We start from the raw sequence: 13,721 nt of genomic DNA on the forward strand, positions 1-13,721 counted from the left end.
GCCCGCCTCCGGGCGCCGGCGCCATGTCATTCGGCGGCCTGGACGGCGGCTTGCGGCAGGTGGATGGTGCCGTCGTCGTCGACGCGGGCGTCGGGCGGCACCAGCTTGCCCATCTTCCATTGCTGTTCCAGCACGCCGGGGCCGAAGGGCCTAGACCCGCCGAGCGCGGCGGCCAGCACCTGGAACTGGGCGCCTTCTTCCAGCAGGACGATATTGTTGGTGAGGTCGCGGATGCCCTTCCAGCTCCAGATGGTCGCGCCGCCATTGGCCTCGACGATGCCGGGCACCTCGCGATCCTTCTCGATCGCATCGAGGATGAAGTCCGCCTCCAGCTGGCGACGGTTGATGTAGACGGGCAGCGCGGCGGTGAAGCGGAAGCGCCGGTTGGGCACGTAGAGCAGGGGCAGCTCCTGATGCGCCTGCGAATAGGCGCCCAGATGCGGTGTGTGGACGTGGCTGATCGCCTTGAAGTCCGGATATTTCCTGAAGATCTTGAGGTAACGGGCCTCGCCGCCCGTCTGTTCGCCCCACAGGCGGTTGCCGTCGAAATCGATGACGCTGACGCGCGGCTTGTCGGGATCGTCCTCCCAGAGGCCCGCATAGCTCAGGGTGACGATCTTGTCCTCGTCCGGCACGCGCACGGCGAAGCCCAGCGTGCCGCTGGCGGAGATGGTCCGCGTCTCGCGCAGCAGCCGGAAGGCGCGGCGGGCATCATCCGCCGCCTGGGTGATGAAGGCGATCGCCTCCCTGGACAGTCCCGATACATCAGACATGGCGTGTTTCCTTCGGTTCAAAGCGTGTGGAGGGCGGACGTATGGAGCGCCGGGCGCTGCTCGTTGAACGCCCGCGCGGCTTCCAGCGGGCGGGGATCGACCCACCCGGCAAGATCGAAATCGGCATCGAGGAAGCCGTGGGTGAACAGGAACTTCTTCTGGCTGTCGAACAGCGCCAGCCTTTCCGCATCCAGCGTCGGGTGCAGCCCTTCGTGCAGCCGGGCATAGGCCTGGTCGACAGCCTCGGGGCTGCCTTCGGTCTCATATTCCAGGATGTCGCGCAGCCGGTCCGGCTGCTCGGCCACCCAGTCGGCCGCGCGCAGCGTGACCGCGAGGAAACGGACGAGCAGGTCGAAATGATCGTCGATCAGGCTCTGGTGCACGGTGATCGGGCGCGGCGTGCCGTTGTTGACGCGGAAGCGCCGGTCGGGCAGCGCATCGAGGTCGATCGCCACCACCAGCCCGGCCTCGCGCGCCTGGTCGATCGCGGCCGCGCCCTTGACGTAGATGGCATCGACCTTGCCCTCCGCCAGCGCCTCGATCGGCCACAGCCGGCCGACGCCGCTGCGCTGTCCCTGCCCGCGCGGCAGTAGATCGCGGCCGCTGCCGCCGATGTTGCGCAGCCGATCGGGCGTTTCGATCAGGTCCACGTCGTCGAAGGTCAGCCCGGCGGAGGCGAGCGCGCCCTTGTAGCCCGCCAGCGACATGCCGCGCGCGATGCTGGTGCCGCGCACATGGGCGGGGATGTCGTTGTGGCTCCAGCCCGGCAGCGCGAGGCGCTTGCCCTTGAGGTCGGCGGCCGAGCGGATGCCCGAATCCGGCCGGGCGAGGATGAGCTGGCTTTCCTCGATCCAGGTGAGGCCAACCAGCCGGGTCGGTTCGCCCTGCGCGCGCGCCGCGATGGCCAGCATGTTGCCGCCCTCGCGGATCAGCGTCGGCAGGCGGTGGTCATAATGGTGACGGCCCAGTTCCGTGCCCGATTCCTGCAGGGTGCGCAGGGCGATGCCGTCCGCCTCGAACGCCTCGCCCAGCCAGCCGAGCTTGTAGGCGATGCCGGTCGCCGTCGGCACCGGGCAGCGGGTGAACCAGATTTCGTCAGGCCGGGCGGGCGCGGCAGGCTTGCGGTTGGACAGGATCGACACGGGGGAACACCTCTCCGGTAAAGTTCAAAGGAGAGGGAGCAAGGGCTGTGCCAATCAGGAAACTACGGAAACAAAAGGATTTACCCGGCGCGTCTTGAGGCGGATGTGGAATATTGCGCAGACGGGCTGTTGGTTTTTCACCCCCGCCGGGGTTCGTGCCTCAGATCAGGTCGAGATTCTTGAGATGGGTGCGCACCACGTTGCGGGTGACGCCCAGCGCCTCGGCCGTCTTGATCTGGTTTTCGCCGCACTGGCGGAAAGCCTCCGTCACCGTCAGCGCCACGACACGCTCCAGCAGATTGTCATGCCCGCCTTTCAGCAGCCGGGCGATGAAGGGCCGCACCGCTTCCTCCAGCGTGGCGGAGCCGCCGTTTCCGCCGGTTTCCGATATCTCGCCCAGGCCGAGATCGGCGGGCTGGATGCGGCCGTTCTCGCAGATCAAGGTGCCGCGATGGATGGCGTTTTCCAGCTCGCGGATATTGCCCGGCCAGTTGTGCTGGAACACCGCCTCCTCGGCCGCCGCACTTAATTCCGGGTGGCCGGCGCCCAGGCGGGCGCCGTAGACTTCCAGGAAATGGCGGGCCAGCGGCAGGATATCGGCGCGCCGCTCGCGCAGCGGCAGCAGCGGTATCGGCACCACCTGCAGCCGGTAAAAGAGATCGGAGCGGAAGCGGCCCTCGTTCACCGCCTGCTGCAGCTCGACATTGGTCGCGGCGATGACGCGGACGTTGAGCGGCACCGCCTTACGCGATCCCAGGCGGACGACCTCGCGCTCCTGCAGCACGCGCAGCAGCTTCACCTGCAGGGGCAGGGGCAGATCGCCCAGCTCGTCCAGGAACAGGGTGCCGCCATTGGCCGCCTCGAACCAGCCGGGCCGGGCGATATTGGCCCCGGTGAAGGCGCCTTTTTCGTAACCGAACAGCTCGCCTTCGATCAGCGATTCCGAAAAGGCGCCGCAGTTGATCGCGACGAAGGGCGCGTCGGCCCGCTGGCTGAGGCTGTGGACATAGCGGGCGACCAGTTCCTTGCCGGTGCCGGTTTCGCCCATGATGAGGACATTGGCGTCGCTTGGGGCCACCCGCTCGATCAGCGGCAGCAGCGATCGCGACCGGGGATCGTTGAAGATCAGCGCGCGGGCGCGGGGCCCCACGGCATGATGCTGATCGCAATCATAGGCCAGCAGCGGGCGGCCATCCCCGTTGGTGGCGGATACCAGCCCCACCGATCGATTGCTTGCGCGACTCCCTGAGGTCATCTTCCCGCCTCCTTTGAGGTAGGGATAGCAGTCAATTGTCTTTCGTTTTAGTAGAAATTAATTTCCAGGCCCTAGCTCAGCTATCGCCGGCATAATCGGGCCGGGGTGCCAGCGCCGCCCGCCGTTGCAGGACGGCCTTCAGCGGGGCGGCGCAGATCCAGGCGTCGATATCGACGGGCGATTCCAGAAAGCCGTGCAGCCACAGGAAATTGGCCTGGATCTTCAGCATTTCCGCGCGCTCGTCCGACAGGTCGGGATGGAGGAAGCGATGGAAGCCGTTGCGATGGGCAAGCTCGACGCCGTCGATCCCGGCCAGCGTCTCTTGCGCCAATATCCCGTTCAGCTCGGTCGGATTGCCCGCCGCCCAATCGGCCGCGCGCAGGCTCTGTTCCAGGAAGCGTTCGACCAGCTCGGGATGGTGATCGATCATATGCTGGTGGACGATGATCGGGCGCGGCGTGCCGTTGTTCACGCGGGCGAGGCGGCTGGGATAGGCATCCAGGTCGATACCCACCTCCAGCCCCAGCCGCTGGGCGGCCTCGGCGGCGGCGGCGCCCTTCACATAGACCGCGTCCACCCGGCCCGAGGCCAGCCATTCCAGGCCGAGCCACAGGCGCCGCATGCCCTGGAAGCTGGCGCGTTCCACCGGCGGGGCGGGCACCTCGACGAAGCGGACGTCCTCCAGCTTCAGCCCGCCCAGCGCCAGCGCGCNCTTGATGCCGTGCAGCGCCATGCCGCGCGCGATGCTTTCGCCGCGCGACCGGGCATAGCCGGGAAGCGCGAAGCGCAGCCCCTTGAGGTCGGCGGGCGCCAGCACGCCGAGATCGCGCCGGACCATGATGGCCTGCCGCTCGTCGATCCAGGTGAGCCCGATCACCCGCGTCGGCGCGCCCAGCGCGCGCGCCGCCAGCGCCTGGATATTGCCGCCCTCGCGGAACAGGTGGCGCGCCTGGTTGTCGGGATCGCGATCGACGAGGTTCAGCCCCTGCTCGAACACGCGCTTTACGGCGATGCCGTCGCGGGCGAAGGCTTCCGCCATCCATCCTCTGGCGCAGGCGACGCCGGATGCCGCGGGAACGGGGCAGCGCGTGATCCAGATGCTGTCCGGCATGGGCCGCGCGATAGTCTGGCCGCCGCGCCCCGTGGTTTCCGGCATCAAGCATCCTCCTGACAGGTTTTGACGGGCACCCATCCGCAAAGCCCGTGCCAGAAGCGCGATCCTGCGGATATCCCGATGCACGGGCGCGAACCAACGGGTCAAGGGCCGCGCCGCCGCTTCATTTCGCGCAGCCGATGCGGGCCGGCTGCGCCGATATCAACAGCCGCGCGCCGGCCGGGCAAGCCCAAGGCCGCGCAAGTCCGCCATGCCGGTGGTTGGCACATCCTGTGCATCGTCTCCGGGCGAGCCCCGAAATCGGTTCGGGCAGTACGGAGCCTTTGCGTGGTGGCAAATCAGACCTCGTTCCTCCCCTTCGACCGTGCCACCAGATGTCTGACCGCGATCCTCCTCGCCCTCGCGGGCGCGGTGCTGGCCGGCTGCGGCGGATCGGGCGGCGGGAAGGGCGGCGCGCCGGATGTGAAGACGGTGACGATCGCCTCGATCGCCTATCCCTATCAGGGCCAGCAGGTGTTCAGTGGGCTGACCAGCGTCGTTCTCGAGCAGGGCTGGTTGAAGGAACAGCTCGCGAAAAAGGGCGTGGAGCTGGTGTTCCAGCCGGTTTCCACGGCCGTCGGCGGGCCGCTGATCAACGAAGGCTTTTCCGGCAAGCGCATCGATTTCGCGGCTTATGGTGATTTTCCCGCCGCCATCGCGGTGGCGGGCGGCGTGCCTTTGAAGATCGTGGCGCCGGTGGGGCAGGGGCAGGACGTCTATCTGGTCGTGCGCAAGGGGCTGGCGGCCAACAGCCTGGCTGACCTCAAGGGCAAGCGGATCGCGCTCCATCGCGGCCGGCCGTGGGAACTGCCCTTTTCCAAGCTGGTCGATCGAAGCGGCCTGAAGCTCGACGATTTCAAGATCGTCAACATCAATCCCGGCGCGACCCCGGCGGCGCTGGAATCGGGCAGCGTCGATGCCGCCGTGCTGCTTTCGGATGGCCTGCTGCTGGATCAGAAGGGCATCGCCCGCGTCATCTGGTCCACGCGCGATGCGCCAGCCGACTGGCGGATGCGGGCCGAGCTTTTCGGGCGGCAGGATTTCGTGGATGCCCATCCCGATCTGACTCAGCTTGTCGTCAATGCCTATGTTCGCGCCGCCACCTGGTCATCGGACGAGGCCAACAAGGCGGAGGTGATCCGCAAGGCCGCGCGCGGCGCGATGCCGGAAGCGGTGGTCGAGCGCGATTATGCCAATTCCGACATTGCCTGGCGTGAACGTTTCTCGCCCATCTTCTCGCCCGCGCTGCGCACCCATTACCACTCGGTCGCCGATTATGCGCTGCAGCGCGGGCTGATCCGCAACAAGGTGGATGCCGATGCGCTGCTGGACGAACGCTTCGTCACTCAGGCGCTGAAGGATCTGAAGCTGGAAGGCTTCTGGGCACAGCCCGCGCCGGGGCAGCGCTGATGGCGAGCCGGGCCGCCGATTTCCCCGTGGCCGGCGGGGCGGGGGCGGGCTTCCGCTTCCGCCTGCCGCCGGTCGGCGCGGTCGTTCCGCTGGTTGCGTTGCTTATGGCATGGCAGATCGCCTGCCTGACCGGCCTGTTCCCGCCGCAGGTGCTGGTGCCGCCCAGCGGCGTGGCGCGCGCGCTGGTCGACATGACGCAATCCGGAGAGTTGCAGCGCCATGTGGGCGACAGCCTGTTCCGCCTGACCGTCGGCTTCGCCATCGGGGCGGTGGCCGGCATGGCTTTCGGCGCCGTGATCGCGCTGTCGCGGCTGGCGGAGGCGGCGCTGTCGCCCCTGTTCATGACGCTGTGGCAGGTGCCCGTCATCGCCTTCGTGCCGATGATGGTGATGTTCCTCGGCATAGACGAACCGTTCAAGCTGGCGGTGGTGGCGATCGCCGCCTTCTTCCCGATGGCGCTGGCGACCTTCGACGGCATTCGCGGCGTGCCGCGTAACTGGTTCGAGGTAGCGAAGGTCTATCGCCTGCGCCTGCCCCAGCTCATCCGGCGCATCCTGCTGCCCGCGACGGTGCCGGCGGTGCTGACCGGCCTGCGCGTGTCGCTGACGCGCGCCTGGGTGGTGCTGGTGGCGGCCGAGCTGCTCGCGGCCGACAGCGGCATCGGCCAGATGATGGAGATGGGGCGGCAATTGTTCCAGATCGATGTCGTGCTGGCGGGCGTGATGGTGAGCGGGCTGATCGGCTTCCTGCTCGATCGCGGCGCGCGCTGGGTGGAAAGCCGCGCGACCCGGTGGAGGGCGGCATGAACAGCCTGCTGGCCCGTTTTCCCGTCCGGCTGCTGATCGGCCTCGCCGCGCCCGCCCTGCTGATCGGCTGGTGGCAGTGGCAGGCGAGCGCGCATATCGTCTCCTTCGCGCCGCCCGCCGCGGTCGGCAGCGCGCTGGTCGAGATGCTGCGCAGCGGCGATCTGCTGCGCGATACGCTGTCCACCCTGGCCCGCGCCTTCACCGGCCTCGCCATCGGCGCGCCGCTGGGCGTGGCGCTGGGCATCGCCATGGGCATCTGGAAACCTGTCGATCGCGTGCTCGGCCCGTTGCTCCATGCGCTGCGGCAGGTGCCGATGATCGGCTGGCTGCCGCTGATGGGCCTGTGGTTCGGCGTGGGCGAGGGCACGGAGCTGATCGTCGTCAGCATGTCCGCCTTCTTCCCGTCCATGCTGAACAGCCATGCCGGCGTGGCCGAGGTCGAACGCCGCTATCTGGAGGTGGGCAGCATCCTGCGCTTCGGCACGGTCCAGCGCATCCGCTTCATCCTGCTGCCCGCCGCCATGCCGCTGGTGCTGACCGGCATCACCCAGGCGCTGGCCTTCGCCTGGATCGCGACGATCGGCACCGAGCTGCTGACCGGCGCCGGCTCCGGCCTCGGCGTCGCCATGGGCCAGGCGCAGATGCAGCAGCGGCTGGACGTGATGCTGGTGGTGATCGGCGCCACCGCGGCCCTCGGCTTCGTCATCAACCATCTGTTCCGTCGCCTGCGCCGTTCCGCGCTGCGCTGGCAACCTTCGCTTCCATGATGGGAAAATCCGGCATGACCCCCTATCCCCACGCCCGTGAAGACCGGCTGTCCGCCAAGACAGGCCGGGGTGAGCTGATCGTCAGCGATCTCAACAAGAGCTTCACGATCAACGGCCAGCCGCGCAGGATCCTAGACAATATCAACCTCACCGTCCGTCCGGGCGAGTTCGTCAGCATCGTCGGCGCGTCGGGTTGCGGCAAATCGACCCTGCTGCGCCTGATCGTCGGGCTCGACACCGAATATAGCGGCGAGCTGCGGCTGGATGGCGAGCGCATCGCCACCACCAGCCTGGATCGCGGCATCGTGTTCCAGGATCATCGCCTGTTCCCGTGGATGACGCTGGAACAGAATATCGAGCTGGCGCTGCTGAACACCGATACGCCCAGGGCGCGGCGCGCTCAGATCGTGGCCGATCATATCGCGTTGGTGAACCTCAAGGGTTTCGAGAAGGCCTATCCCCACCAGCTATCGGGCGGTATGGCGCAGCGCGCCGCGATCGCCCGCGCGCTGGTGACGGAGCCGCGCCTGCTGCTGCTGGACGAGCCGCTGGGCGCTCTCGACGCGCTGACCCGCGTGCATGTGCAAAGCGAGCTTCAGCGCATCTGGATGGCGCAGCGTTCGACGATGGTGATGGTGACGCACGATGTCGAGGAGGCGCTCTATCTGGGCGACCGGGTGATCGTGATGTCGCCCAATCCCGGCCGCATCCGCCGCATCGTCGAGGTGGACCTGCCGCACCCGCGCGATCGCCGATCGCCCCTGCTCCATCGCCTCAAGGACGAGATCCTTGCCGAGCTGACCTCCGGCGCCGATGCGGATGGGGATGCCGGCAATCTGGTCCACCTGCCCAGCCGGGAGGCGCGCTGATGGGCCGGGCCGCCGATCATCCGATCCATCCCCTGTTCGTGGATCGCTGGTCGCCCCGCAGCTTCACGGGCGAGCCGGTGCCCGATGCCGTCCTGAAGAGCGCGTTCGAGGCCGCCCGCTGGGCGCCTTCGGCGATGAACGCCCAGCCCTGGCGCTTCCTGGTGGCGCGGCCGGGCGATGGCTGGTGGGAAAGCTATCTGGATCTGCTGATGCCGCGCAATCGCCTGTGGGCGGGGCGCGCTTCCGCCTTGATCCTGATCCTCTCGGCCCGCCGGCTCGATCGCCGGGGCGAGACGGTGGAGAATGTTTCCCACAGCTTCGATGCCGGCGCGGCCTGGGCCAATTTCGCCCATCAGGCGCTGCTGCTGGGCTGGCATACGCACGGCATCGGCGGGTTCGATCGGGAAGCGGCGCGCGAACGGCTCCACGTGCCGGAGGACTTCGCGATCGAGGCGATGGTGGCGCTCGGCCGCCGGGGCGATCTCGACGGGCTGGACCCCGAATTCCACGCCGCCGAAGCCCCCAATGGCCGTCGCCCGCTGATCGATACGGTTTTCGCAGGCTCGCTCGAAACGCCGGCCTTCGCACAGGAAAAGGACGCCGCATGACCCTGAACATCCACTGGCGGCTCGATCCCGCCGCCGAGCCGCAGCGGCTGGAGCCGGCCGCCCGGCCGCCCTTGCCGGCGCTGGTCCGCGATCGCCGGCCGCCCAGCCAGAACCGCTTCGATTATTATCTGCAGGTGGCGGACGCCGTGGCGCAGACGGCCTTTGACGGCCTGTTCATCCGCCACCGCATCGAGGCGGACGAAAGCCGCATCATCGCCGCGGTCGTCGCCCGCGCCGTGCCGCGCCTTGTTGTCGTGCCCGAATTTCCCGCCTCGGTGGGATCGGCCGTCTATGCCGCCAAGCAGGCCGCGACCTTCCAGCGCGGCACCCATGGCCGGCTGGGCTGGGCGCTGGCGCCGGATGCCGATCGCGACGAGCGGGAGGCGGCCGCCGATTTCATCGACGAGGAGGATCTGGGGCTGCGGGCCGACGAGTTCCTCACCGTCGCGCGCGGTGTTCATGGGGAACGGCCCTTCACCTTCCAGGGCCGCCATTTCGAGGTGCTGAACGGCGGGTTCGAAGCGCCGCTCAACCAGCATCCCTTCCCGCGCATCTTCCTGCAGGGCGAGGAGGATGAGGCGCTGGCCCAGTCGGCCCGCCATGCCGATGTCCATCTGTTCCGGCCGGCGCCGGCGGATGTGCTGGCCGAACGCATCGCCCGGCTGAACGGGCTTGCGGAGGCGGAGGGACGGCGCGTGGCCGCCGGCCTCATCCAGCCGCTCGTCGCGCGCGAGGATCGGGAGAGCGCCGAGCGGGCCGCGCGGNCGGTCCCGCTCGCCGCCGGCACGCTGGTCGCCAGCTATGACGGGGCGGCGGAGCTGCTCGCCAACGCCGTCGCTGCGGGTGTGAGCGAATTGGTGCTGGAGGCCGCGCCCACGCTCGAGGAAGCCTATCGCATCGGCCAGCACGTCCTGCCGCGCCTGCGCGCCCGCGCCGGCTCCGCGCGCCAGGCGGCTTGAGGGGAGACATCCATGTCCATCGACTTCTACTGGCGGCTTCCCACCCATGGCTGCCACAACAGCCTGCGCACCAGCGGCTATGAACGGGGTGACTGGTCCCCGTTGCAGCCCGGCAATATCGCGCCGGGGCTCGATCGCGACGGTGGAGCGGACGGCTTCACCTATATCGACCATCTTGGCGCGATCGCGCGGGCGGCGGAAAGCGTGGGCTTTCAGGGCGGGCTGATCCCGTCCTTCCCGAACACGGACGATCCGTGGGTGATCTCCTCCCTGCTGGCGCGGGAGACGAGCAGCTTCCGCTTCATGATCGCCTTCCAGCCCGGCTTCGGCAATCCGGTCCACACCGCGCGCATGGCCGCCAGCCTGCAGCGCGCGACCGGCGGGCGGCTGCTGTTCAACATCATCACCGGCGGCGGCGGCCCCGCCCAGCTCTGGTGGGGCGACAGCTTCGCGCATGACGACCGCTACGGCCGCACCAGCGAGTTCCTCGATATCTTCCGGGGCGTGTGGGAGTCGTCGGACTTTTCTTATGACGGCCGCTTCTACCAGCTCCGCAAGGGGGGCCTGCCGGCCCTGTTCCGGCGCGAGGAATTTCCCGAGATCTGGTTCTCCGGCTCATCCGACGCGGCGCTCCAGACGGCCGCGCGCCATGCGGACTATTATCTTTCGTGGCTGGAGCCGTTCGACCAGCTCGGCGACAAGTTCGCGCGGGTGAAGGAGCGGACGGCCGCGCTGGGGGGCGAGCAGAAATGCGCGGTGCGCGTCGATCTGGTCGCCCGGCCGACCGAGGAGGAGGCATGGGCCGACATCCGCGCCGGCTTCGAGAATGTGAGCGAGGAGACCCGCCAGCGCTGGCGCGGGCAGGCGACGGATTCGGTGGGCGCGGCGCGGCAGGCGGCGCTCCGGCCCAGCGATGCGCGCCGTTATGACGAGCTGATCGTCGCGCCCAACCTGTGGGGCGGTTTCAACCTGCTGCGCGGCGGCCCGGCGCTCGGCATCGTCGGCAGCTACGAACAGTGCGCCGCCCGGCTGGACGATCTGATCGCGCGCGGCGCCGATGCCTTCATCCTCGCGGGCACGCCGCATCTGGAGGAAGCCTATCGGGTGGGCGAGGAGGTGCTGCCGCTGCTCGGCCGCCAGGTTTCGGCCCTGCAGGCTGCTGCCGAATAATGCCAGCCTTCCTCCCCTCCCTGAAAGGGAGGGGAGGAAAAAGCGCTGACGTCCGATCCCCCGACAATAACCGCCTTGCGGAGATCGCCGGTGTCTCCCGGAACCCGATGGCCGTTCATCATCGGAATTTGTCCACGCGGTTTAAGCTCGTGCCACACCTGGGAATTTCCAGGGCGTGATGCGTCAGCATATCAGCACCCTGGTAAAAGGCAGCAAAAAGGGGGCGGAAAATATCTCGCCCCCCCTTTTTGCGGGTAGCCGGGACGCATTCGCCCCGGCCCCCGATCGTCAGAAGCGGAAGATCACCGAACCGCCCGCCGTCAGCGGATCGGCCCAGGCCACCGTGTCGCCGGTCACGCCCAGCGCCGGATTGGCGCCCGGCAGCGAGTGGTTCAGGTAGCGCACGTCGAACAGGTTGTTGATGAAGCCCGATATGCTCACCGCTTCGTCGTTCGTCGTATAGGTGATGCGCAGATTGGTGAGCGTGTAGGGCTTCTGCGTCAGATAATAGCGGTTCACCGTGTCCTGCGGCGTCACATAATAGAATTGGCGCGACTGGTAGCGCGCGTCCGCCGCCAGCTCGATCCGGCCGAGATCGGCCAGCGCGAAGCTGTAGGATGCGCCCGCGTTCAGCGTCACCTTGGGCGATCGGACGAAACGCGCGCCGGCCAGGTTGGCGCCGCCGTTCAGCACCTGGAACTTCTTATATTCGGTATCGAGCAGGCCGAGCGCGGCGTTGAGCTTCAGCCCGTCGATCGGGTTCACCGTCAGCTCGAACTCGGCGCCGTTGACCTTCGCCTTCTCCGCATTCTGGAGGTAGGAGACGGTCGCGCCGCCGACCGCGCCGGGGTTCGGCCCGACCACGTTCACCTGCACATCCTTGTAATCATAATGGAAGGCGGTGGCGTTGAAGGTCAGCAGATTGTCGAACCAGCTCGATTTGTAGCCGATCTCGAAGGCGTTGAGCTTTTCCGGGGCCACGTCCGTCAGCGCGATCGGCAGGGTCGCGGCGGTGTTGAAGCCGCCCGATTTCACGCCGTGCGAGAATTTCGCATAGACCAGATTGTTGCGGTCGATGTTCCACGACGGCGTGATGTCATAGGTGAAGGCATCCCAGGTCCGCTTCAGATTGTCGCTGAAGGTGCCCGGCCCGCCATAGGTGCCGGTATAGCTGTTCCACCATTGGGCATAATTGCTCCACGATGCGGTGCTGGGCTGCCCCGGCGGCGGGGTGGGCGAGGACAGGCGGTCGAAATCGAGCGTCTTGGTCTCGCGCGTCCAGCGCCCGCCCAGCGTCAGCTTCAGGCTGTCGGTGAATTCATAGGTTGTGCTGCCGAACACCGCGCCGCTTTCCGCCTTGTGGCGGTAATCCGTGTCGCTGAACGCGGCCGCAGCGGTGGCGCCGGGCAGCGCGGGGACGACGCCCTGCGGCAGGGTGGCGGAATAGCTGTTCGAGCGGATATGCTCGTTGAAATAGAAGAGGCCGACGATCCAGGTCAGGCGGCTGTCCTGCGCCGATGTCAGCCGCAATTCCTGCGTCCACTGCTTCGACAGCGCATCCGAATAGCCGCGTGAGATTTCGAGCGGGGTGTAATCGCTGTCGCCGGCGCTCCGCGTCTTGAACCGTTCATAGCCGGTGATCGACGTCAACGTGGCGAAGTCGCCGATCTCCCAGTCGAGGTGCAGCGATCCGCCGATCTGCTTGTTGCGGCTCCATTCGGGGGCGTTGGCGCTGACATCGTTGATGTCGGTCGACGGCGCATAGCCGTTGCGGACGACGCCGTTGGCGGCATAGCTCGCCGTGGTCCAATAGGTGCCGTCGGTATCATAATCGCGATAATGCACGCTGAGCAGCGCCTCGAGCGTGTCGGTCGGCTTGGCCAGCAACTGGCCCCGGAACACGACATCCTTCACCGAGCTGGATTTTTCGCCGGTAAAGAGGTTGTCGAAACGCCCGTCGCGATCGTCGAAGCGGAAGGATGCGCGCGCGGCCAGCTTGTCGTCGATGATCGTCGTGCCCACGCCGGCTTCGGCGATCTTGTCGTCGAAGCTGCCATATTCCAGCTTCACATAATTATCGTCCTGTCCGTTGAGGGACGGGCGCTTGGAGATGACGTTGATCGCGCCGCCAGTGGTGTTCTTGCCCCACAGCGTGCCCTGCGGCCCGCGCAGCACCTCCACGCGCTCCAGATCGAACAGCGGCAGGCCGGTGGCGCTGGAATTGCTGATATAGACATCGTCCAGATAGAAGCCGACCGGATTGGCGAGGTCGAGCTGCTGCTGACCGGCGCCGACGCCGCGTATCCACCAGCGCGGCCGGCCATGCTGCTGCGTGCCGGCGGATGCGTTGGGGACGAGGTTCAGCACCTCGTTGGCCGAACGGCCGAGCCCGCCGACCGCGAACAATTCCTTGTCCAGCGCGGTGACGGCGACCGGCACGTCCTGCAGCCGTTCCTCGCGCCGCTGCGCCGTCACCAGGATGGTCCCCGCCGCTTCGGCATCCACCGCCTCGGCGGCGGGCGCCGCTTCGGGGGCGGCCGGCACCTCATCGGCGTGGGCGGCGGATATCTGGCCGGCCGCGATCAGGGCGAACGCGCTCGCGCCGATGGTGCGGAGCGATCGCGGCGAATTCCATATGTTCGACAATGATGTTCCCCATGCGTTGATGTTGCCCGCTTCGCGCGGCTTTGCCGGGGATGGCTGAGCAAGCGCTGTGCCATTCATCTAAGACCATGATTTCCATGGGATTGCGGCGGACGGCCGCTGCCCGCCGGTGGCTGGAATTGCGCAGCCCGGCCGCCGGCGCTGG

The 13,721-nt window shown here is 67.7% G+C and carries 11 protein-coding genes; 6 read left to right on the plus strand and 5 right to left on the minus strand.

Annotation, left to right across the window (positions count from 1 at the left end; translation table 11 throughout):
- Positions 1-26 precede the first annotated feature (26 nt).
- The 4 genes from BHE75_RS06295 to BHE75_RS06310 all read right to left on the minus strand — a co-directional run bounded on the left by BHE75_RS06295 (position 27) and on the right by BHE75_RS06310 (position 4,362).
- On the minus strand, positions 27-773 hold the full coding sequence (locus BHE75_RS06295; protein ID WP_015459837.1) for a class II aldolase/adducin family protein: 747 nt from the start codon (positions 771-773) through the stop codon (positions 27-29).
- Positions 774-790: 17 nt separating this feature from the next.
- Complete coding sequence (locus tag BHE75_RS06300) at positions 791-1,915, minus strand: ABC transporter substrate-binding protein (protein ID WP_084652966.1); 1,125 nt, start codon at positions 1,913-1,915, stop codon at positions 791-793.
- A 160-nt stretch (positions 1,916-2,075) separates the two neighbouring features.
- Positions 2,076-3,170, minus strand: coding sequence for a sigma-54 interaction domain-containing protein (locus BHE75_RS06305; RefSeq protein ID WP_041864958.1), 1,095 nt, complete (start codon positions 3,168-3,170; stop codon positions 2,076-2,078).
- A 76-nt stretch (positions 3,171-3,246) separates the two neighbouring features.
- Positions 3,247-4,362 carry an ABC transporter substrate-binding protein gene (locus tag BHE75_RS06310; RefSeq protein WP_438830581.1) on the minus strand — a complete coding sequence of 372 codons (1,116 nt, stop codon included), beginning with the start codon at positions 4,360-4,362 and terminating at the stop codon, positions 3,247-3,249.
- Between the two features lie 252 nt (positions 4,363-4,614).
- On the opposite strand from BHE75_RS06310, the gene BHE75_RS06315 reads away from it, so the two are divergent.
- The 6 genes from BHE75_RS06315 to BHE75_RS06345 all read left to right on the plus strand — a co-directional run bounded on the left by BHE75_RS06315 (position 4,615) and on the right by BHE75_RS06345 (position 10,912).
- On the plus strand, positions 4,615-5,733 hold the full coding sequence (locus tag BHE75_RS06315; protein ID WP_070933170.1) for an ABC transporter substrate-binding protein: 1,119 nt from the start codon (positions 4,615-4,617) through the stop codon (positions 5,731-5,733).
- Entirely contained in the window at positions 5,733-6,539 is an 807-nt protein-coding gene (locus BHE75_RS06320) for an ABC transporter permease (RefSeq protein ID WP_015459842.1), read from the plus strand. Before BHE75_RS06315 ends, BHE75_RS06320 begins: the two co-directional genes overlap by 1 nt.
- Positions 6,536-7,306, plus strand: coding sequence for an ABC transporter permease (locus BHE75_RS06325; protein WP_041865484.1), 771 nt, complete (start codon positions 6,536-6,538; stop codon positions 7,304-7,306). The genes BHE75_RS06320 and BHE75_RS06325 overlap by 4 nt, the downstream gene beginning before the upstream one ends.
- A 14-nt stretch (positions 7,307-7,320) precedes the next feature.
- Positions 7,321-8,175, plus strand: coding sequence for an ABC transporter ATP-binding protein (locus BHE75_RS06330; RefSeq protein ID WP_015459844.1), 855 nt, complete (start codon positions 7,321-7,323; stop codon positions 8,173-8,175).
- On the plus strand, positions 8,175-8,783 hold the full coding sequence (locus tag BHE75_RS06335) for a nitroreductase family protein (protein ID WP_070933172.1): 609 nt from the start codon (positions 8,175-8,177) through the stop codon (positions 8,781-8,783). Before BHE75_RS06330 ends, BHE75_RS06335 begins: the two co-directional genes overlap by 1 nt.
- A 971-nt stretch (positions 8,784-9,754) precedes the next feature.
- Positions 9,755-10,912 carry an LLM class flavin-dependent oxidoreductase gene (locus tag BHE75_RS06345; RefSeq protein WP_070933176.1) on the plus strand — a complete coding sequence of 386 codons (1,158 nt, stop codon included), beginning with the start codon at positions 9,755-9,757 and terminating at the stop codon, positions 10,910-10,912.
- Positions 10,913-11,200: 288 nt separating this feature from the next.
- On the opposite strand, the gene BHE75_RS06350 is transcribed toward BHE75_RS06345, so the two are convergent.
- Positions 11,201-13,558, minus strand: a complete 2,358-nt coding sequence (locus BHE75_RS06350) for a TonB-dependent receptor (RefSeq protein WP_084652970.1) — start codon at positions 13,556-13,558, stop codon at positions 11,201-11,203.
- Between the last annotated feature and the right edge of the window lie 163 nt (positions 13,559-13,721).

Source organism: Edaphosphingomonas haloaromaticamans, assembly GCF_001853345.1.
Lineage (GTDB): Bacteria > Pseudomonadota > Alphaproteobacteria > Sphingomonadales > Sphingomonadaceae > Sphingomonas_E > Sphingomonas_E fennica.

Bases quoted from the DNA above. Each gene is read 5' to 3' on its own strand.
- BHE75_RS06295 (WP_015459837.1), bottom strand. From the start codon at position 773: ATGTCTGATGTATCGGGACTGTCCAGGGAGGCGATCGCCTTCATCACC.
- BHE75_RS06305 (WP_041864958.1), bottom strand. From the start codon at position 3,170: ATGACCTCAGGGAGTCGCGCAAGCAATCGATCGGTGGGGCTGGTATCC.
- BHE75_RS06320 (WP_015459842.1), top strand. From the start codon at position 5,733: ATGGCGAGCCGGGCCGCCGATTTCCCCGTGGCCGGCGGGGCGGGGGCG.
- BHE75_RS06325 (WP_041865484.1), top strand. From the start codon at position 6,536: ATGAACAGCCTGCTGGCCCGTTTTCCCGTCCGGCTGCTGATCGGCCTC.
- BHE75_RS06330 (WP_015459844.1), top strand. From the start codon at position 7,321: ATGACCCCCTATCCCCACGCCCGTGAAGACCGGCTGTCCGCCAAGACA.
- BHE75_RS06335 (WP_070933172.1), top strand. From the start codon at position 8,175: ATGGGCCGGGCCGCCGATCATCCGATCCATCCCCTGTTCGTGGATCGC.
- BHE75_RS06345 (WP_070933176.1), top strand. From the start codon at position 9,755: ATGTCCATCGACTTCTACTGGCGGCTTCCCACCCATGGCTGCCACAAC.